This window comes from Acidisoma sp. 7E03, from assembly GCF_054665075.1.
On sequence record NZ_BAAFHE010000005.1, the window covers coordinates 313,903 to 338,798 of the forward strand.

The 24,896-nt window shown below is 65.6% G+C and carries 21 protein-coding genes; 20 read left to right on the forward strand and 1 reads right to left on the reverse strand.

Features of this window, described 5'->3' with window-relative positions:
* The first annotated feature begins 46 nt into the window (after positions 1-46).
* The 19 genes from ACYQ6W_RS10370 (at position 47) to ACYQ6W_RS10460 (ending at position 20,703) form a co-directional block, all read left to right on the forward strand.
* Positions 47-1,054, forward strand: a complete 1,008-nt coding sequence (locus ACYQ6W_RS10370) for a LacI family DNA-binding transcriptional regulator (RefSeq protein WP_459675167.1) — start codon at positions 47-49, stop codon at positions 1,052-1,054.
* Between the two features lie 58 nt (positions 1,055-1,112).
* Positions 1,113-2,234, forward strand: a complete 1,122-nt coding sequence (locus tag ACYQ6W_RS10375) for a sugar ABC transporter substrate-binding protein (protein WP_459675168.1) — start codon at positions 1,113-1,115, stop codon at positions 2,232-2,234.
* Between the two features lie 37 nt (positions 2,235-2,271).
* On the forward strand, positions 2,272-3,837 hold the full coding sequence (locus ACYQ6W_RS10380; RefSeq protein WP_459675169.1) for a sugar ABC transporter ATP-binding protein: 1,566 nt from the start codon (positions 2,272-2,274) through the stop codon (positions 3,835-3,837).
* On the forward strand, positions 3,834-5,846 hold the full coding sequence (locus ACYQ6W_RS10385; RefSeq protein WP_459675170.1) for an ABC transporter permease: 2,013 nt from the start codon (positions 3,834-3,836) through the stop codon (positions 5,844-5,846). The genes ACYQ6W_RS10380 and ACYQ6W_RS10385 overlap by 4 nt, the downstream gene beginning before the upstream one ends.
* Before the next feature lie 17 nt (positions 5,847-5,863).
* On the forward strand, positions 5,864-6,640 hold the full coding sequence (locus ACYQ6W_RS10390; RefSeq protein ID WP_459675171.1) for an SDR family oxidoreductase: 777 nt from the start codon (positions 5,864-5,866) through the stop codon (positions 6,638-6,640).
* A gap of 23 nt (positions 6,641-6,663) precedes the next feature.
* Positions 6,664-7,596, forward strand: a complete 933-nt coding sequence (locus ACYQ6W_RS10395) for a beta-keto acid cleavage family enzyme (RefSeq protein WP_459675172.1) — start codon at positions 6,664-6,666, stop codon at positions 7,594-7,596.
* 42 nt (positions 7,597-7,638) lie between these two features.
* Positions 7,639-8,523, forward strand: coding sequence for an SMP-30/gluconolactonase/LRE family protein (locus tag ACYQ6W_RS10400; protein WP_459675173.1), 885 nt, complete (start codon positions 7,639-7,641; stop codon positions 8,521-8,523).
* A gap of 9 nt (positions 8,524-8,532) precedes the next feature.
* The gene (locus ACYQ6W_RS10405) at positions 8,533-9,060 is read left to right on the forward strand and encodes a gamma carbonic anhydrase family protein (RefSeq protein WP_459675174.1); all 528 of its coding nucleotides are present in this window, start codon (positions 8,533-8,535) and stop codon (positions 9,058-9,060) included.
* A 25-nt stretch (positions 9,061-9,085) separates the two neighbouring features.
* Entirely contained in the window at positions 9,086-10,027 is a 942-nt protein-coding gene (locus tag ACYQ6W_RS10410; RefSeq protein ID WP_459675175.1) for a 3-hydroxyacyl-CoA dehydrogenase, read from the forward strand.
* A gap of 119 nt (positions 10,028-10,146) precedes the next feature.
* A complete protein-coding gene (locus ACYQ6W_RS10415; RefSeq protein WP_459675176.1) occupies positions 10,147-10,854 on the forward strand; it encodes a GntR family transcriptional regulator in 708 nt (235 codons plus the stop codon).
* Positions 10,851-11,858: an ADP-ribosylglycohydrolase family protein gene (locus ACYQ6W_RS10420; RefSeq protein WP_459675177.1), complete on the forward strand. Its 1,008-nt coding sequence runs from the start codon at positions 10,851-10,853 to the stop codon at positions 11,856-11,858. The genes ACYQ6W_RS10415 and ACYQ6W_RS10420 overlap by 4 nt, the downstream gene beginning before the upstream one ends.
* Positions 11,858-12,808, forward strand: a complete 951-nt coding sequence (locus ACYQ6W_RS10425; RefSeq protein ID WP_459675178.1) for a PfkB family carbohydrate kinase — start codon at positions 11,858-11,860, stop codon at positions 12,806-12,808. Before ACYQ6W_RS10420 ends, ACYQ6W_RS10425 begins: the two co-directional genes overlap by 1 nt.
* A 2-nt stretch (positions 12,809-12,810) precedes the next feature.
* Entirely contained in the window at positions 12,811-13,893 is a 1,083-nt protein-coding gene (locus ACYQ6W_RS10430) for an ABC transporter substrate-binding protein (protein WP_459675179.1), read from the forward strand.
* 1 nt (position 13,894) lies between these two features.
* The gene (locus ACYQ6W_RS10435) at positions 13,895-14,761 is read left to right on the forward strand and encodes an ABC transporter permease (RefSeq protein ID WP_459675180.1); all 867 of its coding nucleotides are present in this window, start codon (positions 13,895-13,897) and stop codon (positions 14,759-14,761) included.
* Positions 14,754-15,578, forward strand: coding sequence for an ABC transporter permease (locus ACYQ6W_RS10440; RefSeq protein ID WP_459675181.1), 825 nt, complete (start codon positions 14,754-14,756; stop codon positions 15,576-15,578). Before ACYQ6W_RS10435 ends, ACYQ6W_RS10440 begins: the two co-directional genes overlap by 8 nt.
* Positions 15,575-16,642, forward strand: a complete 1,068-nt coding sequence (locus ACYQ6W_RS10445) for an ABC transporter ATP-binding protein (protein WP_459675182.1) — start codon at positions 15,575-15,577, stop codon at positions 16,640-16,642. Before ACYQ6W_RS10440 ends, ACYQ6W_RS10445 begins: the two co-directional genes overlap by 4 nt.
* Positions 16,639-18,561: an MGH1-like glycoside hydrolase domain-containing protein gene (locus ACYQ6W_RS10450; protein ID WP_459675183.1), complete on the forward strand. Its 1,923-nt coding sequence runs from the start codon at positions 16,639-16,641 to the stop codon at positions 18,559-18,561. The genes ACYQ6W_RS10445 and ACYQ6W_RS10450 overlap by 4 nt, the downstream gene beginning before the upstream one ends.
* A 3-nt stretch (positions 18,562-18,564) precedes the next feature.
* Complete coding sequence (locus ACYQ6W_RS10455; RefSeq protein WP_459675184.1) at positions 18,565-19,107, forward strand: cysteine hydrolase family protein; 543 nt, start codon at positions 18,565-18,567, stop codon at positions 19,105-19,107.
* A 207-nt stretch (positions 19,108-19,314) separates the two neighbouring features.
* Entirely contained in the window at positions 19,315-20,703 is a 1,389-nt protein-coding gene (locus ACYQ6W_RS10460) for an APC family permease (protein WP_459675185.1), read from the forward strand.
* 83 nt (positions 20,704-20,786) lie between these two features.
* Here the strand turns inward: ACYQ6W_RS10460 and ACYQ6W_RS10465 are convergent, their stop codons facing one another.
* A complete protein-coding gene (locus tag ACYQ6W_RS10465) occupies positions 20,787-22,280 on the reverse strand; it encodes a cyclic nucleotide-binding domain-containing protein (protein WP_459675186.1) in 1,494 nt (497 codons plus the stop codon).
* Positions 22,281-22,759: 479 nt separating this feature from the next.
* On the opposite strand from ACYQ6W_RS10465, the gene ACYQ6W_RS10470 reads away from it, so the two are divergent.
* Positions 22,760-24,896, forward strand: a 2,137-nt coding sequence (locus tag ACYQ6W_RS10470) for a beta strand repeat-containing protein (RefSeq protein ID WP_459675187.1), incomplete at its 3' end; no start/stop codon positions are given.

Genomic DNA, 24,896 nt, shown 5'->3' on the forward strand with positions numbered 1-24,896 from the left:
CGTGGCCAAATTGGCGCGCGAAACGGAGGAGAGGGGGGCGAGGTCCATGCACCCCAGCCATAAATCGCCCGGCATTCAGGCGGTGGCGGCGCATGCCGGCGTCTCGATCGCGACCGTGTCCCGCGTGCTCAACGGCATCAACACCAAGGCGAACGAAGAGACGCGTGCGCGCGTGCGTGCGGCTGCGGAAGCGCTCGGCTATCGCCCGGCCCATGCCGGCAGAGCGCTCCGCCTGCGACAGACGCAGCTCGTCGCGCTGTTGATCCCGGACATCTCCAACGCCTTCTACGCGACCATCGCCCATTCCATCGAGCGCGCGCTGCGCCGCCGCGATCATACGATGATCCTTTGCAACACCAGCGAAGATCCGGACCTGCAGGATTTCTATCTGCAGGAGATGCAGGCCTATCACGTGCGCGGCGTAGCTCTGCTCGGAGCGGTCGAAAGCCCTGGTCTTCGGCGCGCACTCGCAGGCGGTTTGCCGATCGCCTTCGTTAACCGCAAGCCGCCAGGGGGTGGCGGCGTTTTTGTCGGCATCGACAATCATGAGGCGGGACGCGCGGTCGCCGAGCATTTTCTTGCCCAGGGCTTCGATAGCTCTGCCGTGATCCACGGACCGCTCCATTCCTCCGCCAGCCGCGAGCGTTGGGAAGGCTTCGCGACGCGAATGACCGAGGCAGGGCGGCCGCTGCTGCCGCAGCATGTCGTGCATGGCGGCTTGTCCATCGAGAGCGGCTATGCTGCGGCGCATCAGCTGCTCGACGGCGGGATGCATCCGCGCGCCATCTTCTGCGCCAATGACCTGGTTGCCTACGGTCTTTTCCGCCGCTGCCGCGAACGGTCGCTGCGCGTACCGGAGGACATCGCAATCTTCGGCTTTGACGACAATCCCTTGAATGATTGGGTCGCGCCCTGGTTGAGCACGATCCACATTCCCTATGACGCTTTCGGCACCGCAGTGACGGAAGGGCTCTTCCACATGTGGGACGAGGGTGCCGCGTATTCCGAGACGCTTCTGCCGTTTTCCGTGAAGCTCCGGGGTTCTGCTGAATAGACCAGCGTATCGGCTGCAAAAACAAGCGCCACCAAGGCGCAGAAAATGGGGGAAGACGATGAAACGATTCGCACGATGGGCTGCTGGCTGCGCGGCGGGCGCCGCTTTGCTGGTGGGCGGCATGGCCGCCGCCCAGGCCAAGCCGTTCAAGGTTTACCTGAGCATGAGCTACATCGGGAACGACTGGCAGGCGGAAGCGGAAAACATGGTGAAAGCCATGGCTGCCTCGAAAGAGTTCAAGGACAAGGTGAAGCTGGAAGTTCAGGTGTCGGGCCCGAATGCGCAGCGCCAGATCCAGCAGATCAACGCCATGGTGCAGGCCGGTGCGCAGGCGATCGTCGTCTATCCAATCTCTCCGACGGCGCTCAACCCCGTCATCCGCGCGGCCTGTGCGCGCCATGTCGTCGTCATCGCCTATGATGCGCAGGTGACCGAACCCTGCGCCTACAACGTTCATATCGACCAACGGGAAGCAGGCACGGTGACCGCGCAATGGCTCGCGGACAAGCTCGGCGGCAAGGGCAATATCGTGCTGATGACCGGTGTGCCCGGCACCTCCGTCGACACCGACCGGACGGCGGCGGCCAAGGCGATCTTCGCGAAATATCCCGATATCCACATCATCGCGGAAGGCGTCGGCATGTGGAGCCAGGCCGTGGCGCGCACCGAACTCTCCAAGATCGTCGCGACGCACCCCTGGAGCCAGATCGACGGGCTCTGGATGCAGGTCGGCTGCCTGACCGCGACCACGATGCAGAAAGAAGCGGGTGCCGCCGATACTGCGTTGAAGCCCTGCGCTGGCGAGGGCTCAAACGGCCACCGCGTGCAGATGCTCGCGGCCGACACCAAGGTGGATGGCGCTCAGGGCAGCTACCGGCCGATGGGTCTTCCCAGCATTTCCTATGCTTCGCCGCCCTATTCCGGCGGCCTTGCCTTCAAGCGTGCGGTGCAGATGCTGGAAGGCAAGACGATGCCTCACGACATCATTCTGCCGCTTCCACTCGTGAAGAATGAGACCGTCCAGATGTGCAAGACGGGCTCTTGGCAGGACATGAGCAACGGCTGCAACGTGTTCCAACCGGCCATCATCAGCAATCCTGGCTGGTTCGCCGCGATCTATTCCAAGGATACGCCCGAACTCGGACTGCAAGCGGCGCTGCACGGCACGCCGGAAAACTGACGCGCCCCGGGTGCGCTTGCCGAGGGATGATCTCGTCATGACCATGGTTGCTGAACCCGCAATCGCGGTGAGTCATATCCGCAAGGCCTATGGCCCCACCGTTGCTCTGTCGGACGCGAGTTTCGCGGCGGCGACCGGCAGCGTTCACGCTCTTCTGGGCGAGAACGGGGCAGGGAAATCGACCATGGTCAAGATGTTGAGCGGTCTCGTTCAGCCGGACAAGGGCGAGATCGCGATCTTCGGGCAAGGCGTGCGCTTCGCGAGCCCGCGGGACGCGCATCGGGCGGGTGTGCAAACCGCCTTTCAAGAGCTGACACAGATCCCGGATCTTACCGTCTGGGAGAACATGCTGTTGCCTTATCAGCCCGTCGGTCCGCTCGGCCTCTTGCAGCGGCGCGCAGGACAGGCGCGCGTCGCCGCTCACCTGGAAAGCCTCGGCCTCGGCGCCGTGTCGCCGCGCGCGGAGATCCGCGGCCTCGATCTCGCGCTTCGCCAGAAGATCGAGATCGCCCGCGCCCTGTTGCGCCAGCCGCGCATTTTGCTGCTCGACGAGCCGACTTCGGCTCTCTCGGGCGACGACATCCGGTGGCTGGGCGACATCATCGCGCGGCAGAAGGCGGCCGGCACCACCATCGTCTTCATCTCCCACCGCATGCCGGAGGTGCGCGACTTCTGTGATTCCCTCACGATCCTCCGCAACGGCCAGGACGTCGGGACCTTCGCGGTGTCAGCCGTCAGCGACGCGGAGGTGGTGGAGCGCATCATCGGCCGCTCCATCGCGGCAACCTTTCCGGCAAAGCAGCCAGTGCCAGCGCAGGCACCTGTTGTGCTGGAAGCCAAGGACTTGGCGGGCGGGGCCATGCGGGAGGCGAGCTTCGCGCTGCATGCCGGTGAAATTCTGGGCGTTGCGGGCCTGCAGGGGATGGGACAGCGGGACCTCTTTCTGACGCTCTTCGGCGACATCGAGGCACGCCAGGGTGAAATTCGCGTCGGCGGAGAGGCTGTGCTGCTGCGCTCGCCACGCGATGCGATCGACGCCCGGATCGGCATCAACCTGGTGCCGGAGGAGCGCAAGACGGAAGGGCTCTTCCTCAAGCTCGATGGCCGCGCGAACACGACCTTACCCGTCATCGAGCGGTTCATCCGCCACGGGTTGATTGATGGCGCTGCGGAACGGCGCGCCGTCTCCGTCGCTTTGGAGCGGATGCAGGTCGACGAGCGCGCGCTCTACATGCCTGCCCGCTCCTTCAGTGGTGGAAACCAGCAGAAAATCGTCCTTGCGCGCTCGCTGGTCGCGGGCAGTCGTATCCTGCTGCTCTTCGATCCGACGCGTGGCGTCGATGTCGGCACCAAGCATCAGATCTATCAACTCATCGCCGATTTCGCGCAATTCGGGGGCGCCGTGTTGCTTTATTCCACGGAGATTGCCGAGGTGATCGGCCTCAGCCATCGCGTGATGATCGTCTATCGCGGGCGGATCGCCGGGGAGGTCGCGGGGGATGCCATTTCGGAAGCCGCCATCATGAGCGCGGCCCTCGGCCATACCCATGCGCATGAGGCCGATGCTGCGCCGGGGCAGCCTGCCGTGGGAGTCTTCGCATGAGTGCCGCTTTGGCGACAGGCATGATGCCGGATCTTCTCCGGCGGCGCGGCCTCATCACCGCCGTCCTCGTCTTCCTCATCCTCCTCGTCGCCGTCAATCTCCTCTCGGCGGCGCCCATGGGATATTTCGACGTCTCCTACATGTCGGCCGGTGGTGCGCCCTTGGCCCTTGCCGCCATCGGCCAAACCCTCGTGATCCTGACGGGCGGCTTCGATCTCAGTGCGGGTGCCGTAATCTCGCTCGTCAACGTCCTTCTCGCCTCCCATCTGGGCGCATCCCCCGGCGGCGAGATTCTCTGGGCGATCCTCGGCATCGGCGTGGGCGCCTGCGTCGGTGCGGTCAACGGCTTCTTCGTCGCGACCTTCAGGCTGCAGCCCATCGTCGTCACGCTGGCGATGATGTTCGTGGTCCAAGGCCTGACGCTGCTTGTCCTGGACAAGCCGGGTGGCAACGTGCCCGCGGAGTTCTCCGCCTTCTTTACCGGAAGCGCCATTCCCGGCCTATTGCCCGCACCTTTGATCCTGATTGTCGCCGTCCTGCTCGTCTGGGGTCTGATCAAGCATACGCGTTTCGGCACGGCCCTCTACGCCATCGGCAGCGACCCTGATGCGGCGCGCTTCATCGGCATCAAGGTGATGCGGACCATCTTCCTCACCTACGCGCTGGCGGGGGCGGCCTACGGTCTGGCAGGGGTGATGGTGACGGCGCAAACCAGCACGGGAGACCCGCTGGTTGGCGACCCGCTGTTGCTGCAGATCTTCGCTGCGGTCGTGATCGGCGGCACGGTTCTGGGCGGAGGGCGGGGCGGTGCGGTCGGTTCCGTCTTCGGCGCCTATGCGCTGATGCTCATCGTCAACATCCTCCTCGTGCTCAACGTGCCCGCCTATTACGGCACGGTGGTGGAGGGGCTGATCCTCATTCTCGCGGCCTTCAGCGGCGTCGCCCATCGCCGGCTGCCGGTCGCCCGTTGGCTCGCGGCGCCGCATCTTCCGCGTCTCAGCCGCATGCAGGCCGCTCGCCTCCCCCGCGCCGAGGTGCCTCGCGACGAGGCTTCCAGTCACGCGGTGCCGTGGCGCCGCCGCCACGCCGAGACGCTGCGCTACAGCCTGCCGGCCTATCTCTGCTTCGTCATCGTCCTCATCGTGACGGGCCTTCTCTTCGGAGACTTCGGCTTCCACTATCTCGCGGTGCTCGCCGTGCTGTCCTCCTTCCTCATCGTGCTCGCCCTCGGCCAGGGGGCGGTGATCCTAACGGGGGGACTTGACTTGTCCCTTCCCTGGACGATCGGGATCGCAGGCATTCTGATGGCAGGGCTGGCCCAAGGCAGCGCCGACGCAGCGATCTGGACGGTGCCGCTCGTCCTGATCGTGGGCGCGGGGATTGGCGCCCTCAACGGTGCGGGCGTCGTGCTCTTCGGCCTGCCGCCCATCGTGGTGACGCTCGGGATGAACGGCATTCTGCAAGGAGCGGCTTTGCTCTACAGCGGCGGCACGCCGTCCGGTTTTGCACCGCCCGCCTTGCGTTGGCTGATGACAGGCAACCTCCTGGGCGCGCCGCCCGTGATCTGGTTCGTGCTGCTCTTCATTCTCGCCGCGACCTTGCTGCTGTCCCGCACGGGCTTTGGCCGCCGCATCTACGCCATCGGCAACAATCCGCGCGTCGCCCGTCTGTCCGGCGTCAATGTCGGGCGCACGACGATCGGGGTTTACGTCCTGAGCGGGGTGTGCTCGGCGCTCGTCGGCATGATGCTGGCGGGCTTCAGCGGCCAGGCGAGCCTCGGCATGGGCGACGACTACCTTCTGCCGTCGATCGCCGTGGTCGTCATTGGCGGCACCTTGATCACGGGTGGCCGCGGCCACTATCTGGGGATGGTGGGCGGCGTGTTGTTGCTCACTGCCTTGCAGACGCTTCTGGCGGGGACTACGACCCCGCCCGCGATCCGAGAAATTCTATACGGCGCCGTCGTGCTCGCGGCCGTGGTGGCCCTGCGCGAGCGGGCGCCGGGCTGAGAACAAGGACATCCAAGATGCACAATCGCCATGTCAAACCGGGCCTGCGCGTGCTCGTGACCGCCGGTGCTGCCGGCATCGGCCGCGCCATCGCGGAGGCCTTCGTGGAAGATGGTGCACGGGTCCATGTGTGCGACGTCAATGCCGCCGCACTCGCCGAATGTGCGGCGAGCGTCGGCGTTTCGACGACGCTCTGCGATATCGCGCGGGAGGAGGCGGTGGCGCGCATGGTGAGCGAGGCGGTGGAGGCTCTTGGTGGGCTCGACGTCCTGATCAACAATGCGGGGATTGCCGGCCCGACCGGCACGGTGGATGCCATCGCCGGGGATGACTGGCGGCAGACGATCGACGTCAATCTCAACGGCCAGTTCTACTGTGCGCATCACGCGGTGCCGCATCTACGGGCCGCAGGCGAGGCGGCGATCATCAACATGTCCTCGGCCGCGGGGCGGTTCGGCTATGCCTATCGCACGCCCTATTCCGCCTCGAAATGGGCGATCATCGGCTATACGCAAAGCCTGGCCAAGGAGCTGGGGCCAGAGGGAATCCGGGTCAACGCCATTCTCCCGGGCATCGTGAAAGGCCCCCGGATGGAAGGGGTGATCCGTGCCCGCGCCGAGCAGACCAGCGTATCCTATGAGGTGATGGAGCGCGAGTATCTGAACCGCATCTCGCTGCGCCAGATGGTGACGCCCGATGACATTGCATCGGCCGTCATCTTCCTGTGCAGCCGGGCGGGGTGGATGATCTCGGGGCAGTCGATTCCGGTCTGCGGCAATGTCGAGAGCTTGTAGAAAGAGAGGCGGGGCAGAATTCCATGGCCGAGAAACGCAAAGTCATCATCACCTGCGCCGTGACGGGCGCGATCCACACGCCGTCGATGTCTCCCTATCTGCCGGTGACGCCGGATGAGATCGCCGATGCCGCCATCGGGGCGGCGGCGGCGGGTGCGGCCATCGTGCACTTGCATGCACGCAATCCGCAGACCGGCAAGCCTGACCAGAGTCCCGAGGCCTTCCTGCCTTTCCTCAAGCGAATCAAGGCGGCGAGCGATGTGGTCATCAACCTGACCAGTGGCGGCGCGCCTTACATGAAGATCGACGAGCGGATCGGGCCGGCCATGGCGCATAAGCCGGAGGTCGCCTCTCTCAACATGGGGTCCCTCAATTTCGGGCTCTTTCCGATGTTGAAGCGATACAAGGAGTTTACCCATGAATGGGAGCGCGCGCATCTGGAGAACAGCGTCGATCTCATCTTTCGGAACACCTTCAAGGATATCGAATATGCGCTCGAGGCCTGCGCCGGCAACGGAACGCGGTTCGAGTTCGAGTGCTACGATATCGGCCATCTCTACAATCTGGCGCATTTCGCCGAGCGCGGCTTGGTCAAGCCGCCCTTCTTCGTGCAGACCGTCTTCGGCATTCTGGGGGGCATCGGCACGCATCCTGAGGATGTGATGCATATGAAGCGCACGGCGGATCGGCTGTTCGGCGATGATTATCGCTGGTCGGTCCTGGGGTCCGGCCGGATGCAGATGCCGATCGCGGCCATGGCCGCCGGCATGGGCGGCAATATCCGTGTGGGTCTCGAAGACAGCCTGTGGATCGGGCCCGGAGAACTCGCGAAGAGCAATGCCGAGCAGGTGGCGCGGGCAGCCGCGATCGTGCACGGCCTGGGGCTTGAGGTGGCGACGCCGGACGAGGCGCGGCAGATCCTCGGACTCAAAGGCGGTACCCAGGTCGCATTCTAACGCGGTGCAGGGTGAACCTGTATCGGTAGGGGGGAGAAGACAATGGCGGACGACGCCGACATTCGCGTGCTGGTGGATTGCAAGAACATCCTGGGCGAAGGGCCGCTATGGGATGTGAACGAGCAGCGCCTCTATTGGATCGACAGCTTTGGCAACAAGGTGTTTCGATGCACGGCCGAGGGAACCGAGGTCGCGGAATGGCCCGTTCCCGCCAAGATCGGGTCGATGGCGCTGCGCGAGAAGGGAGGCGCGGTCATCTCCCTGCAAACCGGATTTCACTTCCTCGATTTCAAGACAGGGGACACCACGCCGATCCACGATCCCGAGGCGGATGTGCCGTCTACCCGTTTGAATGACGGGAAGGTCGATCGCCAGGGTCGCTTCATCGCCGGATCGATGGACATGAACGAGGCGGGGCCCAACGGCGCGCTTTACCGGCTCGATCCCGATCTTTCGCTGCACAAGCTCGAAGGGAACATCATCTGCTCGAATGGGCCTTGCTGGAGCCCGGATGGAAAGACCTTCTACTTCACCGATACCTGGTCCGAGGAGATTTCGGCCTACGACTACGATACGGCCACGGGAACACCCTCCAACAAGCGGTGTTTCGCCTCTTTCAAGACCCTGGGCGGTGCGCCGGATGGGGCGACCGTGGACGCCGAAGGCTATGTCTGGAGCGCGGCAGTGTATTCTGGCCAGATCATCCGCTTCGCGCCGGATGGCCGGGTTGACCGGATCATCAAGACACCGGTGCTGAAAGTGACGAGCGTGATGTTCGGCGGGCCCGACCTCGATGTCCTCTATGTCACCTCCATGGCGCGGCCGCCGCTCCCGCGTTTTCCGGAGGATGGGCCGATGGCAGGTCATCTTTTCGCCATTCACGGCCTCGGCGTGCGCGGGATCCCAGAACGCCGCTTTCTCGGCTGAGGTGGGGTCATGCGCGTCACCCTCGATGGCATCGCGGTCGAGACCGAGGATGAAGACTATTGGATCGCACCGACGGCGACGGTGATCGGCCGCGTGAGGCTGGCCTCGGATGCCTCCGTCTGGTGGGGCGCCGTTCTCCGTGGCGACAACGAGCGCATCACGCTGGGGCGGGGCAGCAACGTGCAGGACAATGCGGTTCTGCACACCGATCCCGGCTTTCCGCTCGACATCGGCGCACATGTGACGGTCGGCCATCAAGCGATGCTCCATGGCTGCACGATCGGTGAGAACTCCCTGATCGGCATCGGCGCCGTCATCCTCAATGGTGCGCGGATCGGTCGCAATTGCCTGATCGGCGCCATGGCCTTCGTCGGCGAGGGGAAGGTCATTCCGGACAATGCGCTGGTAAAGGGGATTCCTGGAAAAGTGGTGGGCGAGGTGTCGGACGAGCAGGCACTGCGCATGCGGGCGGGAACGGAGGCTTACGTGCGCAACTGGAAGCGCTACCGCGACCATGTGCGCATCGAGCCGGGCTGATCGAGACAATCGGCGGGAGGGAAAGATGGCAAAAGTCGCAATCGTCGGTGCCGGCCTCATCGGCCGGTCTTGGTCGATCGTCTTCGCCCGGGCAGGGCATGACGTTTCGCTGTGGGACCCGCACCCGTCGGCAGTGCCGGCGGCGCGCGCCTTCATTGCCGAGCGGTTGCCCGAACTCGCCGCTGCTGGTCTGCTGCGCGGGGAGACGCCGGATGCGGTTCTGGCACGCCTGCGGCCGGCCGAGACGCTGGCCGAGGCGCTGGACGGCGCCCTTTATGTGCAGGAGAACGGGCCGGAGCGGCTGGACGACAAGCGCGCGCTCTTCGAGAGAATGGACGCGCTGGCCGGCCCCGAGACCATTCTGGGCAGTTCCACGAGCACGATCCAAGCGAGCCTGTTCAGTGAGGGTTTGCGCAGCCGGTCGCGCTGCCTCGTCGCGCATCCGGTCAACCCGCCCTATCTCATTCCGCTGGTGGAATTGGGCCCGGCCCCATGGACCGATCCCGCCGTGCTGGACGGCGCGCGAAGACTGATGGAATCGGCCGGGATGGTCGTCGCGATCGTCAAGCGTGAGATCGAAGGTTTCCTGCTCAACCGATTGCAGGCGGCGCTGCTGACGGAAGCTCTGTTTCTCGTCGAGCAGGGCTACGCCGATCCCGCGGACATCGACGCGACGGTGAAGGATGGTCTCGGTCTTCGCTGGTCCTTCATGGGCCCCTTCGAGACGATCGATCTCAACGCGCCGGGCGGCCTCGCCGATTACGCGGCCCGCTATGGCGCGCCGTTTCGCAGCATGATGGCGGGCAGCGAGACCCCCTCGTGGAGTGAGGATCTGATCGGTCGGCTGCAGGCGGATCAACGGGGCTGCTTGCCGATGGAGGGGCATGCGGACCGGCAGGCGTGGCGCGACCGGCGGTTGATGGCGCTTCTCGCGCACAAGGCGGCGGAAGCAAAGAAGGCCGACTAGGCTGGAGGCCGTTGCTGGGAGGCGACCACCGTTCGTTCGCGCGCCTCCGCCTCTGAATTTTCTTGCCCTCGCCGTGATTGGCCGCATAGCATCGGACAGGAACGGACAGGTCCGAACACGTGGCGGCGAAATATCAACGCGTAGCCGAGCTTCTGAGCCGCGACATTGCCGCCGGCACCTTCCGGCCGGGTGAACGCCTGCCGGGCGAGCTGGACCTCGCGCGCAGCTTCGCGGTCAGTCGCAGTACCATCCGCCAGGCGCTGTCGAATCTCCAGGAAGCGGGCCTGATCGAAACCTGGAGCGGCGCCGGTTCCTTCGTCTGCTATGATGGCGCGCGGATCGACGATGCGCTCGGCTGGTCCCGCGCGCTGGCCCGCCACGGCGTGGCGTCAGAGCCGCGGCTTCTCCGCTTCGAGCGGATCGCGGACCCGGACCTTGCGGCAGACCTCGCGCTGCCGGCGCCGGATTTTCTGGCGCTCGACCGAGTGCGGCGCACGGACGGAGGCAAGCCGATTTCCTTTGAGCGCAGTCGCCTGCCATGGCGCGCGGTTTTCGAGCCGATCTTGGCCGATGGATTGGTTGACGGCTCTCTCAGCCGCACGTTGGAGCAGCTTGGCATTCGCCCGGTGGGTGGCAGTGAGGCGGTGGAACTCGCGCATCTCTCCGCGGAAGAGGCGCAGGCGCTGAACCAGAAGGAAGGCGCGCCGTTTCTCGGGACCACGCGCATCGTGCATGACCGTGCGGGCGGCATCATCGAACATGTCCGGAGCCTGCTGCATCCGGGTCACTTCACCCTGCAATTGAATTTTGGGGAGGGGCCGGCATGAGCATGGAGGATCGGGCCCATGGCGCGTTGCTGGGCCTGGCTCTTGGCGATGCCCTCGGCATGCCGACGCAATATACGCCGCGCAGCCTGATCGCCGAACGCTACGGCATCCTCGACTGGTTTCAGCCTGGACCGCCCGACAATTTCATCAGCCGCGGCATGGCGGCGGGTCGCGTGACGGATGATACCGATCAGGCGGTCATCCTGGGACGGATGCTGGTGGAGGGGCGGGGGCATGTCGACCCCGAGGCCTTCGCCCGGGCTCTGCTGGCCTGGGAAACGCGGATGATCGAGATTGGCTCGCAGGATCTGCTGGGTCCTTCGACCCGTCAGGCGCTCAGCCTTGTTGCCAAGGGCATGTCGACGAAACTCACCGGCCGGACAGGCTCGACCAATGGGGCCGCGATGCGCGTCGCCCCTGTTGGCATCGCCTTCCCGCCTGAACCGCTGGAAGGGCTGGTGGATGCCGTTTTCCAGTCGGCGCATGTCACCCACAACACGACGATCGCGCTCGCCGGCGCGGCGGCCATCGCGGCGGCGGTCAGCGCCGGCGTTGCCGGGGCAACGGTCGAGGAGGCCCTGACGCTTGGCATCGCGGGGGCAGAGGTTGGGGCGACGCGTGGTTTCTATTTTGCGGGAGGCGACGTCGCGGCGCGCAGCCGATGGGCTTTGGACCTGGTGCGCGGGAAGAGCGAAACGGAAGCGATCGACCTCATCTATCGCCTCGTCGGCACGGGCGTCGCCACGAACGAGGCCGTGCCCGCGGCGCTGGCCGTCTGCAGCCTCCTGCCCGCCGACCCCTGGCGCGTCGCCTGCCTTGCCGCGAGCCTGGGTGGGGACTGCGATACGGTGGCGGCGATGGCGGGCGCCATCATGGGCGCCTGTCATGGCGCCTCCGCCTTTCCGGCGCGGGCGGTTGCCTGCTTGCAGGAGGCCAATCCGGATCTCGCCCTCCAAGGTCTCGCCGCCGATCTTCTGGCCTTGCGCAGGGAGGCCTCGCCCTGATGGCACCGAGGGCACGCCTCTTCACCGTCGGCAGCATCGTTGCCGACATCGTGCTGAGCGTGCCGCATCTGCCCGCGCGCGGCGGTGATGTCATCGGCTCCGGCGCACGCATCTCCGCGGGCGGCGGCTTCAACATCCTGGCGGCTGCGGCCCGGCAGGGCATGGCCTGTGTCTTCGCGGGCCGCCATGGTACCGGTCCCTATGGGGCCGCGATCCGTGCGGCCCTGGCGCAGGAAGGAATTGCCGCCCTACTTCCACCGGTGCCCGACCGCGACAGCGGCTTCTGCCTCGTGATGGTGGAGCCGGACGGCGAGCGGAGCTTCATCTCCAGCCCCGGGGTGGAGGCCGAACTCGGAGGCCGACGCCTCGCGGATCTCGACCTTCGGGCGGGGGATACCGTTTTCGCCTCCGGCTATGATCTCGCCTACCCTGATCTCGGCGCCGCCATCGCCACCTGGATGGCGGAGATGCCGCCCGGCATTCGCTTCGTGGCCGATGCTGGGCCGTTGGTCGCCGACATTCCCGAGGCAGTGCGTCACCTCGTGCTGCCGCGCGTTGATCTATGGACGATGAATCGCCGGGAGGCGGGGCTGCTGACGGGCACGGACGAGCCTGCTCTCGCTCTTGCGCGCCTGCGCCCGGCATTGCACGACACGGCACTGCTCATCCTGCGGGATGGCGTGGCGGGCGCATGGCTTTCTGACCGCAGGGGTGCCGCGCTTCGCCACGTGCCCGCGCCCGCCGTTCACATGATCGATTCGACGGGTGCCGGCGACACGCATGCAGGCGTGCTCATCGCGGCGCTCGCCGAGGGCCTGCCGCCGGCGGAGGCCGTGGCGCGTGCCAATGCGGCCGCGGCCTTTTCTGTCACCCGCCCAGGCCCCGCCACCGCGCCCGACCGCGCGACGCTCCACCGATTTCTTGCAAGCACCATCAGAGAGGAAGCCTGAGCATGTCGATCACACGCCGTTCCGTGCTGGCGGCCAGCGCCTTCGCTGCGCTGCCTGCCTTCGCCCGCGCCGCCAGTCCGGCTTTCACCGGGCAGACGCTGACCGTCGCCTCCTGGCAGAACTACGGCTCGGACGACCCAGCAACGATCAAGATGTTTCAGGACATGACCGGCGCGACGGTCAAGCACGTCTACTTCACGTCCGAGGATGATCTGCTGCAGATGCTGCGTCAGGGTGGCGTCGGCAAGATCGACGTGGTGCTGCCGAACCTCGAATACGTCATGCCCGGGGCCGAGCAGAATCTCTTCCAGCCAGTGGATACCGCCAAAGTCACTAGCTGGTCCGCGCTTGAACCGCGCTTTGCGAGCGACCCCTCCATCCGCATGGATGGCAAGGTCTATGCGGTGCCGTGGGTGCAGGGTGCGACCTCGCTCGCCGTGAACCCCGCCGCGGTGAAGACGACGCCCAAGAGCTGGTCGGTGCTGTGGGATCCTGCGAACAAAGGCAAGGTTGGCTTCTTCGATGACCCCACGACGGCGGTGATGACGGCCGCGCTCTATCTCGGTGAGAAAGACCCGCAAAATCCCGATCTGGCCAAGGTGCGCGGCGCGCTTCTCGACCTCAAGAAGAACGTGAAGCTCTTCTGGTCTTCGGGCGACGACTGGACCAAGGCCTACCTCACCGGCGAGATCACCATGGGCAACCTATGGTCGGGCCTTGCCGGGACGATGAAGACGAACGGCCACCCGCTCGATTTCATTCTGCCTGATGATGGCACCGTCGTCTGGGGTGACACCTGGGCGATCGTGAAGAACACGCCGAACGAAGCCCTGGCCTATGCATGGATCAACTTCCTGACCAGCCCGGACTACTTTGTGCAGTGGATCACGCATCCCGGTCCGAACCAGGAACTGGCGGTGCCGGTGAACATGGCCGCGGTGAAGGCCCTGCCGCAGGCGGCGGCGGATAAGCTGATGGCGGGTCCGCTCCTCAATTATCAGGGCAAGGTTGCGCTTCAGACCGGCATCAGCCCCAAGGCCCTGAAGAAGTGGACGCAGCTTTGGGAAGACGTGAAGGCTGCCTGAGGTGCACGGGCAGCGGATCATCGGGCGCCTCGCTTCTCCGCTGCTCCTTTTGCCGGCGGCGCTGGTGCTCGCCTTGATGGTGGTGATCCCGCTCCTCGTCCTCGTCTGGTTCAGCCTGGCGCCGGACGGGGCCGGGGCACCGCTTTCGCTCGACAGCTACGGCCGCATGGTGACGAGCCCGCTGTACGCTCGTCTCGCGCTGAAGACGCTATGGACCGCAGGGATTGCCGCCCTCATCACCGCCGCCCTCGCCTGGGGGCCGGCCTGGGTGCTCTCCCGCCTGCCGGCGCGGACACGCACCCTCGTGCTGCTCGCGATCATCATCCCCTATCTCACGTCCTACCTCTTGCTGATCTACAGCATCTTCGTCGTCCTCGGCTCCGGCAGTCCGCTGATGATGCTGGCGCGGGTCATCGGGCTCGCGTCTCCAGGCGCCTCCATCCTCTATACCCAGGCGGCAACCGTCGTGATGCTCGTCTACGAAAACTTGCCCCTGATGATCTTCGTTCTTTTCTCCGGCATGCAGCGTGTGGACGGCTCATTGCTGGCGGCCGCGGGTTCGCTCGGCGCGGGGCGGATGCGGCGCATGCTGCACATCGTCTTCCCGCTCGCCTATCCCGCGCTCGTCACCGGCCTCATCATGGTCTTCGTGCCCATGGGCGGCGCCTTCGTGGAAAGCCAAATCCTCGGCGGCCCGCATGGCCTGTTGCTCGGTAATGTCATTGCCGATCAGATGACCCGCGCGGATGATCCGTCCTTCGGGGCCGCATTGTCACTGCTGCTGCTCGCCGGCATGCTGGTGGTGACGGGGATCCTTGCCGGTCTGCGTCCGGCGGCCGCGTGGATCGGGAGACGCGGCCATGTCTGAGCGTCGGCTGCGGGATGCGGACTCTCTTTCCCCCTTCATGCGCGGCACGCTGTGGCTGGTGCTCGCCATCCTCTTTTTGCCGCTCGCGATCATCATTCTGCTGTCCTTCAACACCTCGTCCTACGGCACTTTTCCCTTTTCCGGTACGCTGAAATGGTACGCGGCGCTGTTCAGCGATTCCGGGCTGCTCGGACCCGCCTGGCTCTCCGTCGAGCTTTCTGCCGCGGTTGCGCTCTCGGCCGGCGTTTTCGGCACCATGGCCGCGATCTGGCTCGATCGGCGCGCCTCGCGCCTCGGCAGCGCGCTCCTGCGGCTCGCACTCCTCGCCGCGATCACGGTGCCCTGGCTCATCCTGGGACTCGCCATGCTGCTCGTCGTCAACGCGATCGGCCTCGGGCGCAGCCTCTTCTCGATCTATCTCGGCCTGCTCGCGACGACCTTGCCTTATGTCGTCTTCATCGTCGCCGCGCGGCTCCATGCGCTCGACCGCGATCTCGATCTCGCGGCGCGATCGCTCGGTGCCAGCCCAATCGAAAGCTTCATGAGGATCAGCGTGCCGCTGATCCTGCCGTCCATCCTTAGCGGAATCCTGATGGCCTTCATGGTTTCCTTCAACAATTTCCTCATCCAGTATTTCCTGGCGCCCTTCGGCGTTCAGACCCTTCCGCTCAAGATCTACACGCTGATCCGTGTCGGCTATCTGCCGGATCTCAATGCGCTGGCGACCCTCATCGTCGGCATTACTTGCCTGCTCATCCTGGCCTTGCACCGTCTTGGTTTGCGCAATGCCGGCCTGCCGGGCGGGGGCGCGCTGTGAGCCTCACCATCGAGGCGGTCGGCAAGGCCTATGGGCCAACGACGGTGCTGCGAGATGTGAGCCTTGCCGTGCCGGGTGGGGCCTTTCACACCCTTCTCGGACCCTCGGGCTCGGGCAAGACGACGCTGCTCAAGCTCGTCGCCGGCTTTACCGCCTGCGACCGTGGGCGTGTTCTGCTCGGCGGCCGTGACATCACCATGATGGCGCCGGAGCACCGCAACATCGGCGTGGTCTTCCAGAACTACGCGCTGTTTCCGCATATGACGGTGGTGCAGAACATCGCCTTCGGCCTGAAGATGCGCGGAGTGGCGCAGCCCGAACGCGCGGCACGGGTGGCCGAGGTGCTGCGGCTGGTACGCATGCAGGGCTTCGAGCAGCGCAAGCCCGCAGCGCTGTCCGGCGGCCAGCAACAGCGTGTGGCTTTGGCCCGCGCCCTCGTCATCCGGCCCGCGCTGCTGTTGCTGGACGAGCCGCTCTCGGCGCTGGACCGCAAAGTGCGGCAGGAGGTGCGCGAGGAGCTCAAGCGCATCCAGGCCGAGACGCAGGTGACGACGGTGATGGTGACGCATGACCAGGAAGAGGCGCTTTACCTCGCCGATCGCGTGGTGGTGCTGGAAGGTGGGGTGATCCGCCAGGAAGGCCCGCCCGCGGCCATCTATCGTCAGCCTATCGATGAATTTGTCGCGGGCTTCCTGGGCGCCGTCAACCTGCTGCCTGTCACGGTCGAGGCGGGAGCCCTACGGTTGGGCCGCGACGTCATCCCGGCGCCGCCCGGCCTTGCCTTGCCGAGTACCGGGGCGTTCCATCTCGCGGTGCGCCCGGAGGAAATCGCCGTGCAGTCTGCCCAAGGGGTGCGGCCCGCGGATGCGCTCGAGGCGCGGCTCACCGCCTGCGACTTCGGGGGGCCGGTCGTGACCCTGCACGCAGCTCTCGGCGGGGAACAGGTGCAGGTTCTGGCGCTGTCGCCGGATATTCTCGCGGCCGGTTTGACAGAGCCCGGCCAGCCGCTGTGGCTCCGTTTCCGTGCCGGACAGTTGCTGCCGGTGGGCGAGAGCCGGGCATGACGGTCTCCGTGGCGCGCCAGTGGAACAGCTGGGATGCGCGCGACCCGCTTTGCCTCGTCCATCTGCCGACGGGGCTTTCGCTGCGCGTCTCGCTGTTCAGCAGCGCCGAGGGCCGCTACCGGCTTGCCGGGCAGGGTGAGGGCATTACGCTGCTGGAGCACGCCTCTGACGGTTGCTTCATCCGGGCCCATATCGCCCACGCCGGAAGCCGGATGGAGCTCAGTTACCGCAAGCCCGATCCGCACCGCGTTGCGGTCACGCTTCGCTTTCTCTCCCTCGGCGAATGGGGCCTGCGTTTCTGGGCGGGACTGGAAGTGGGCTTCCAGCCCCTCGAGGGCGGCCCTGCGCCATGGCGCCCGGGAGAACCCTGGGTCCAAGCGGAGCATGCCGAGCCCATGCCACCGACGGCGGTGCCGAGGCTGTTGGCACGACACCGCTCGCTGTTCGCCTCGGTCCAGTCCGCCGAACCGGCCGTCTATGGCGGCGCCTATGGGTCCATCGACAGCTTCGCCGAAGATCTGAACGCTCGCGGCTATTATGCTCCGCCGCGCCAGGAGGCTGATGCGCGTTGGGGTGTGTTGCGCTTCAACGCGCAGATGAATCCCGAGATCCGCGTGGCCGTCGCCCTCGGGACGGATGCGGCCATGGCCCTGGAGCGAAGCGCCGACCTGCTGGCCCACTGGCCCGAGCCGGAGCCTGAGCGGCTGACTGCGGCCGCCGCCGCGGTGCGGGACATCGTGGGTTGGAACACGGTCTGGGATGTGGCGCACCATCGGCCGACGACGGTGCTCACGCGGAACTGGCTGACCGGCAAGTTCGCCGGCTGGGGCGTGTGGCTGAACGACATGTTCTTTCATGCCCTGCTGGCCGGCCTCGCCGGAGACTTTGCAACTGCCCGCGCCAATCTTGAAGCTGCGCTCGAGTACCAGACGCCAGAGGGCAACCTCGCCTGCCTGCGCACGACGAATGAGGAATGGATCGACCGATCGCAATCGCCGATCGGCGCCTATGTTCTGTGGCGGCTGTACGAGATGACGGGTGACCGGTCCTTGCTCACCGAACACGCCGCGACGCTGCTGCGCGCGCATCGTTGGTGGCACGCGGCACGCGGAACCGGCGACGGGCTGTTCGCCTACGGCAGCAGCCCGACCGGCACTGGCGCCTTCGTCCATACCAAGCAAGCGGCGATGGACGAGAGCTTCATGGACAATGCGCCGATCTTCGATGACGCGGCCTTCGACCCCGCAACGCATAGGCTTGACCTGGCGGAGCCAGGATTGAACGCCCTGGTTTCGCTCGATGCGCAATGTCTTGCCCGGATCATGCAGGTCTTGGGTGATGATAGGGCGGCAGCAGAGTTGCGGCAGACGGCGCGCAGGCTGAACGCCCGGATAGCCGAGCGGTTGTGGGACCCGCAGCGTCGTGTCTTTGCCGGGCGTCATTCATCCGGCGCTTTCGCGCCCTCGCTCTCTGTCACCTGCTTCTATCCGCTCCTTGCGGGGGCGGCTTCGCCCGAACAGGTGCAAGCCCTCATCGACACATATTTTCAAGATCCCGCCAAGTTCGGGGGCGCCCGGCCGCTGCCCTCCTCCGCGCATGACGATCCGGCGAGTGCGGACAATGTCTATTGGCGCGGGCGTATCTGGCCCCCGCATCTCTTTCTCGTATGGGAAGGTCTAAGACGCCAGGGCTTGGATGCGCTTGCGTCGGAGATCGCCGCCCGCGCCTGGGCGCTCTTTGCACCAGCCTGGGAAACGTCGCGCATCTGCCGTGAAAACTATCATCGCGCCGATGCGGCTGGAGATGACAGTGTGGATGCCGACCGTTTCTACACATGGGGCGGACTGATCCCCGCGATGCGCATGGTGGAGGAGGGGCAGGCGCGCCTGCCGGCGCTCCGTGATCTGGGGGAGGACTAGTCCATGGTGCCGGAGACCGAATGGCTGCTGGTGATCGATATGCAGCGGGCCTTTGCCGACCCGCCCAGCCCCTGGGCGTCCGCCGATTTCTATCGCGCGCTGCCGCAGGTGGAACGGCTGGTCGCAGCTTATGGCCGGCGCGTCATCCTCACGCGCTATGTGGCGCCAATGCCCCCCACAGGCGCCTGGGTGGGATATTTCGAGACCTGGCCCAGCCTGCTGCTGCCCGCGCATGATCCGGCTTGGGACCTCAAGCTGCCGGTCCCGGAGGGCGCCATCGTGGAAAGCCGGCCGACCTTCGGCAAGTGGGATGCGGCGATGGCGGCACGAGTGGGGCCGAGCGCCTCGCTGGCGATCTGCGGAGTTGCCACCGAGTGCTGCGTGCTTGCGACCGTGCTTGCCGCTGTCGACGACGGGCGGTCGGTACGGCTGGTCGTGGATGCCTGCGCGGGGGGTACGCCCGAAGCCCATGCCCAGACGCTCGGCGTTCTCGCAGGGGCAGCGCCCCTCGTGCGCTGCGTGGAGACGGCGGAGCTGCTCCGCTAGCCGAGGGTGCGTGCGGGAGGCCGCTGCGTGCTGCAAAGATAAGCAATCGCCATGGTCATCGACCAAAGCGCAGGCAAAAACCGCCTGCGCTTGATGCTTTTTGCCCGGTCGGCGAGCATTTCAAATTGTCCGCTTGAGGAAAAATAGTTACCTTACAGGAAAGCCGGCCCGCGATGCGCCGGTGTTCCATTTGCGGAATCGGGGTCCATGTCAGAACTGCGCAAGGATAGCCTTTCGTTTTTCGAAGCCCTCGGTCAGTCGGTGGCCAATGTCTCCCCCACGCTGACACCGGCCATCGCCGTCGCGGTCGTGGCAGGGATTGCTGGGTCCGCGTCCTGGCTCGTCTATGTGCTGGCAACCATCTCGCTCGTCATCATTGGAGTGAACATCGGCAAGCTCGCCAGCAAGATCTCGGCCGCAGGGTCCTTTTTCCTCTATGTGTCGCGGGGGCTCGGTCCCTCCTGGGGCATCCTGTCCGGATGGGCGATGCTGGCGGCCTATCTCTTCACCGCCATGGCGCTAACGGCGGCCACCGCACTCTTCCTGCAGGATCTTTTGACGGCGTTCGGCATCGCGACCCTGCCGCGCGCCGTGCTCTTCGCCGTCATCTCCCTCGGCGTATGGCTGCTCGCAGTCCGCGACATCCGGATTTCCTCCCGTATCGGCCTCACCATCGAAGCCATTTCGATGACGATCATCCTCGTCGTCTGCTTCATCTCCTGGCAAGCGCATGGATTTTCGATGGACGTGAAGCAGAATACGCTGGCGGGCGCGTCCTTCGGTTCGGTCGCACAGGCCATCGTCTTCGGCATCTTCTCCTATGTCGGCTTCGAAAGCGCGGCGACCCTCGGTAAAGAGACGCGCAACCCCCATCGCATCATTCCCCGCGCCGTGATCCTGACCCCGATCATCGCGGGCATTTTCTTCATCATCACGACCTACGTCATCACCCAGGGTTTCGGGGACAATACGGCGAAGCTCGGCGCGAGTTCCGGCCCGATGAACGACCTCGTCTCCGGCAAAAGCGCGGTGCTGACCTTCGTGATCTATGTCGGCGCCGCCATTTCCTGCTTCGCCTGTGCGCTCGCCTCGATCAACGCCTTCAGCCGTATGCTCTACTCGCTCGGGCGCTATCAGCTCGTGCATCGGAGCATGGGCCTGGTCCATGACAGCCACAGGACGCCGCACATCGCCGTCACGCTGGGATGCGCGCTGAACTTCGTCGTCTGCGCCATCTTCTCCGCCCACAGCTACACGGATCTGCTCGGCTTCTTCGGCACGATCGCGAGCTTCGGCTTCATCCTGGTCTATATGGCATGTTCGGTGGCGGCCCCGGCTCTTCTGAAGAAGCTGGGCGAGGCCAAGCCTTCCGACTATGTCATGGGGGCGCTTGGGACGCTTCTCATGATCCTGTCGCTGATCGGCAGCGTCTATCCCGTCCCGGCAGCGCCCTACAATTATTTCCCCTATGCCTTCGCGGTCTACATGCTGGTGGGCGTCGCGTGGTTCGTCGTGTTGAAATACCGCATGCCGCAGACGTTGCTCGGCCTTGCGCATGACATGGAAACGGCCGACCTCGACCTGCGCAAGGTCTGATCGGCGACGCTTGGTCCCATCTGGCGGCGCGCCGGATTGCATCCGCGCCGCCGCCCCGTGGCCTTGGGGGTGAGAACGAAACACTACCGGGACAAGAGGCGCAGCACGTTGCGAAGCCGGGTTCGCAATTCATCCGGATGCTCTGGCTCGACGAAGGCATCCGCGGCAGCATCCCGCGCGAGTGCGACCTGGCTACGATGCGCGAGTTCCTCTAGCCCCACGGCGAGATCCGGCACGGTCGCGATCGCCGCGACGATGGCGCCGCGATCCAACCGGAAGACCTTGACGGGTGTCAGAGCGGTTGCCGAGGCGGCATAGGGCGTCTGGGTGATGAGGCCGATGGCGCCGAGACTTTCGCCCGGGCTCATGCGCCGGACGACGTGGCGCCCACGCGGCGTCTCGCGGGAAATTTCGACCACGCCGCTCGCGATGAGAAACAGATATTGGGGTGTCCCGCCTTCTTCGAACAGCGTCTGCTGTGCGTCGAGCCAGGCCGGATGGAACTGCGCGGCGAGGCAGTTGCGGCCCTCCTCGGGCAGGGTGCCGAAGAGATCGGACTGGGCGAGAATATCCGCAGGCGACGGCACGCGCGCGTTGGTTGGGGCCGCGGTTCCGGGTGGCACTGCGAGCGATATGGCGGCATAGCGCAGGTGGCGATGGATCTGCGTCAGCATTTCGGTGCGGGCATGACCCAGAACGTCGCTCGAAGCGACGGCGTATCGCACGCTGTATCCCACCCCATCTCCCGCGAGACCCGTGCAGAGAACGGCGGGCGCGGGGTCCGCCAACGGCAGTTGAGCGGAGCGCGCTGCGGTCAACAGCACCTCCATGCAGCGCTCGGGCGAGACGGCGGGGTCCAGCTTGACCTCGACGGCGTCGCTCCGTGTCGGAACCGGGAGGCTGCGGTTCACCAATCGCGCCTTGGCTACGACGCTGTTCGGGACAATTGCAATGTTGCCGTGGCCGGTGGCGATATGGGTGGAGCGCCAGGTGACCTGCGTGACGTGACCCTCGATATCGCCCTCGATCCAGAGCAGGTCGCCCGCCTTGTAAGGCCGCTCGATGCCGACGGCGATGCCGGAGAAAACATCGGCAAGCGTGTTCTGCGAGGCGAGGCCGAGAACGATGGCGATGACGCCGGAGGTCGCCAGCAGCCCGGCAATGGGCACGCCGAGCACGAAATTGACGATCGCGAGAAGCGTGGCGATGAGAATGGCGCCGGCGATGAGATCGGACATGATCTGCGTCTCGCGCGGCCTGTGCTCCAACACGACGAGAAGGCGCACGAGGCTGATGGCGACGCCCGCGGCGAGCAGCCACCACCCGCCTTCAATGACATGCTCCCAGAAGGTAGTGCCGGTCGGGGGCAGATTGAACCGGGGATGCAGCGGGGAGCCGAGCAGCCGTTGCACAAGAAAGGTGAGGGCGGCGAAGATCGCGAGGCGCCAGATCATCTGAAACCAGAGGGGCCAGCGCGGCCTCAGCCGGGCGACGGTCGCTGCAACCACTAGAACCAGGGTTGCAAGCACCAAGCTCGCGAGAGGCGGCTCCAGGCTTCGTGCCATGTCGATGTTCAAGGCTGGGTTCCTTGGCTTTGAGCTGGAGCCGATATGGCCGGGACGTCCTGGCCCGCGCACCTCCCTCAAGTCTTGAAGCGGAACGAAGTGCTGATCAAGGCGAGGCCTGTGCGGACTACCGCTGCCCTCCCTCTGGCCACGCGGCGCGAACAGGCACCCGCCCGTGATGGGAGTGACACCGTCGCCCGCGTCCTCCGCAAGCCTGACCTGCAGCGACGCTATCTTATGGTCAGGAGGGGAGGGATCGGCGGATCGAGATGGATCTTTCTTAGGAAATCCGCCCGTTTCCGGGCTTTCGCTCACGGATTTGTTTCACCGCTTCCAATATGAAGCGTGCCGCTTCTTCCTGGCTACGCCTTAAGTTCGAGGGAAATGGATTTGAACCGCCCCAAACGCGGCTAACGGTCGCCAAAGGGTGGAGATACAGAGCATCGCGGGACGGAGCGGGACCACACTCTCCGTCATAGGGGTGGCAGGCAATGTCCGGATCGATCAGCGGTAACATCTTCCTCGACCAGAACGGCGATGGCAGCATCGGCACGGGAGACACCTTCCTTTCGGGCGTGGTCGTGACGCTCTACTCCTATGTTCCGGCCACCAAGGTCTACGTTCCCACCCAGCTGACCGCGACCACGACAGCAAGTGGCAGCTACAGCTTCTCCAACCTGCCGGCGGGCACTTATGCCGTCGGCGTGGCTGCGCCGAAGGGCACGGCCTTCTCGCCCGTTGGTTCCTCGGCCAGCCTCACGAATACGACGATCGGCACCAATGGCATGAGTGCATCGCCCATCGTGCTCGGTGCCGCTACCTCCGTGGTGAACCAGGATGCGGGCGTCTATGTCCCGGCATCCTTCAGCGGCACGGTCTTCGCCGACAGCAACGATGACGGACTGGAAAACAACGCCGATACCGGTCTGTCTGGCGTGACAGTGCAGCTTTTGAACGGCAGTGGCAGCGTCATTTCCACGACCACCACCGGCACCGACGGCAGCTACACCTTCTCAAACCTGGCGCCCGGCACCTATTCCGCCCATGTCGTGGCGCCGGCCGGGGCTGCTTATTCCGTGAAGGGCAGCGATGCCACGCCCCAGCCGACTGGCGGCACGGCGACCACGACACTCGGGCCCAATCTCATCACCAACGGGCAGTTCAGCACGGTCGGCAGCTCCAACTTCTTTGCCGGCTGGACGACGAGCACGAATACCGCAGGCACGCCATGGGGCTCCGGCCCAGGGGTCGGGCCCGAACTCTACAGCTACGCCAGCAACAAGGCGGAATACGGCACGCCGGCGAGCTACCAGACCAATACTTATGCCGGCACGCCGACCGCCGACACGGTGAGCCCGTACTACGCCACCGCCTCCAAATACGCGGCCTTCTTCGTCGATGACGGTGCCGTGGAAACCCTGTCGCAGACTGTCAACGTCGTCGCCGGTACCACCTACGAGCTTGGCTTCGACCTCAACGAGACTACGCCAGGTCAGGGCAATCCAGGCTTCTTCTCGCTAACGGCCTCGATCAACGGTGTCCCCGTTGTCACCGCAGGCTCGACCTCCGGCACCATCCTGACTCCCGGCGCCTGGACGCATTTCGCCGACCTCTACACCGCGACCACCACGGGCGCGGTGACGCTGACCTTCACCTACCAGTCCGGCGTTCCTGGCTCGACCCTTGCGTCCAAGGACGTCCTCGTCGATGACGTCTACATGGCCGCGGGCCAGTACACGACCAATCTGACGCCGACGTCGGAGGTTGACCCCGCGACCGGCTCGACGACGCCTGTGACGCTCGCATCCGGCCAGGCCGTGGGCAACGAGAGCGCGGGGATCGTCTACCAGCCGGCTACCATCACCGGCACGGTGTTCGCGGATGGCAACAACAACGGCGTCGAAGATACGGCCGATGCCGGGGCCGCGGGCATCACGGTCAATCTGCAGAACGCCGGTGGAACGGTGATCGCCACCACGACAACGAATGCGGCCGGCACATACACCTTCTCCAACCAGGCCGCCGGCACCTACACGGTTCAGGTGGTTGCCCCCTCCGGCGATACCTTCACGACCTATGGCGGCAGCGCCACTTCGGCGACGACCAGCACCGTGCTCAGCAACGGCACGAAGAGCGTGACCGTCGGCCATGGCGGCACCGCGGTCGTCAACGCCGGTCTCTATGGCACCGGCACGGTGAGCGGCGTCGTCTTCAAGGATCTCAATGGCGATGGCGCGAACAACGGCAGCGACACGGCCTTTCCGGGCCAGACGGTCCAGCTGCTCAGCGGTTCGACCGTCGTCAAGACGACGACGACGGCGGCGAACGGCAGCTACAGCTTCACCGGCGTCGGCGCCGGCACCTATACGGTGTCCGTTGCAAAGGCCTCGGGCTATTCCTTCTCCTCCCCCGGCACGAGCACGACGGCCGCCAATAGCGGCGTGAATGCCGCAGGCTCTGCGGCTGTCACGGTGACCGCGGGCAGTTCCATAACGGTCAATGCCGGCGAATATGCGGGCAGCACGGTCACGGGGACGGTGTTCAACGACCTGAACGCCGATGGCAGCCAGGGCACGGGCGAGGGCGGCCTGGCCGGCCAGACGGTGCGGCTGCTGCAGGGCAGCACGG

Excerpts from the sequence above, each read along its gene's own strand:
- ACYQ6W_RS10450 (WP_459675183.1), top strand. The coding sequence starts at position 16,639 with ATGACGGTCTCCGTGGCGCGCCAGTGGAACAGCTGGGATGCGCGCGAC.
- ACYQ6W_RS10395 (WP_459675172.1), top strand. The coding sequence starts at position 6,664 with ATGGCCGAGAAACGCAAAGTCATCATCACCTGCGCCGTGACGGGCGCG.
- ACYQ6W_RS10405 (WP_459675174.1), top strand. The coding sequence starts at position 8,533 with ATGCGCGTCACCCTCGATGGCATCGCGGTCGAGACCGAGGATGAAGAC.
- ACYQ6W_RS10425 (WP_459675178.1), top strand. The coding sequence starts at position 11,858 with ATGGCACCGAGGGCACGCCTCTTCACCGTCGGCAGCATCGTTGCCGAC.
- ACYQ6W_RS10420 (WP_459675177.1), top strand. The coding sequence starts at position 10,851 with ATGAGCATGGAGGATCGGGCCCATGGCGCGTTGCTGGGCCTGGCTCTT.
- ACYQ6W_RS10370 (WP_459675167.1), top strand. The coding sequence starts at position 47 with ATGCACCCCAGCCATAAATCGCCCGGCATTCAGGCGGTGGCGGCGCAT.
- ACYQ6W_RS10390 (WP_459675171.1), top strand. The coding sequence starts at position 5,864 with ATGCACAATCGCCATGTCAAACCGGGCCTGCGCGTGCTCGTGACCGCC.
- ACYQ6W_RS10375 (WP_459675168.1), top strand. The coding sequence starts at position 1,113 with ATGAAACGATTCGCACGATGGGCTGCTGGCTGCGCGGCGGGCGCCGCT.
- ACYQ6W_RS10430 (WP_459675179.1), top strand. The coding sequence starts at position 12,811 with ATGTCGATCACACGCCGTTCCGTGCTGGCGGCCAGCGCCTTCGCTGCG.
- ACYQ6W_RS10385 (WP_459675170.1), top strand. The coding sequence starts at position 3,834 with ATGAGTGCCGCTTTGGCGACAGGCATGATGCCGGATCTTCTCCGGCGG.
- ACYQ6W_RS10400 (WP_459675173.1), top strand. The coding sequence starts at position 7,639 with ATGGCGGACGACGCCGACATTCGCGTGCTGGTGGATTGCAAGAACATC.
- ACYQ6W_RS10410 (WP_459675175.1), top strand. The coding sequence starts at position 9,086 with ATGGCAAAAGTCGCAATCGTCGGTGCCGGCCTCATCGGCCGGTCTTGG.
- ACYQ6W_RS10460 (WP_459675185.1), top strand. The coding sequence starts at position 19,315 with ATGTCAGAACTGCGCAAGGATAGCCTTTCGTTTTTCGAAGCCCTCGGT.
- ACYQ6W_RS10440 (WP_459675181.1), top strand. The coding sequence starts at position 14,754 with ATGTCTGAGCGTCGGCTGCGGGATGCGGACTCTCTTTCCCCCTTCATG.
- ACYQ6W_RS10455 (WP_459675184.1), top strand. The coding sequence starts at position 18,565 with ATGGTGCCGGAGACCGAATGGCTGCTGGTGATCGATATGCAGCGGGCC.
- ACYQ6W_RS10380 (WP_459675169.1), top strand. The coding sequence starts at position 2,272 with ATGACCATGGTTGCTGAACCCGCAATCGCGGTGAGTCATATCCGCAAG.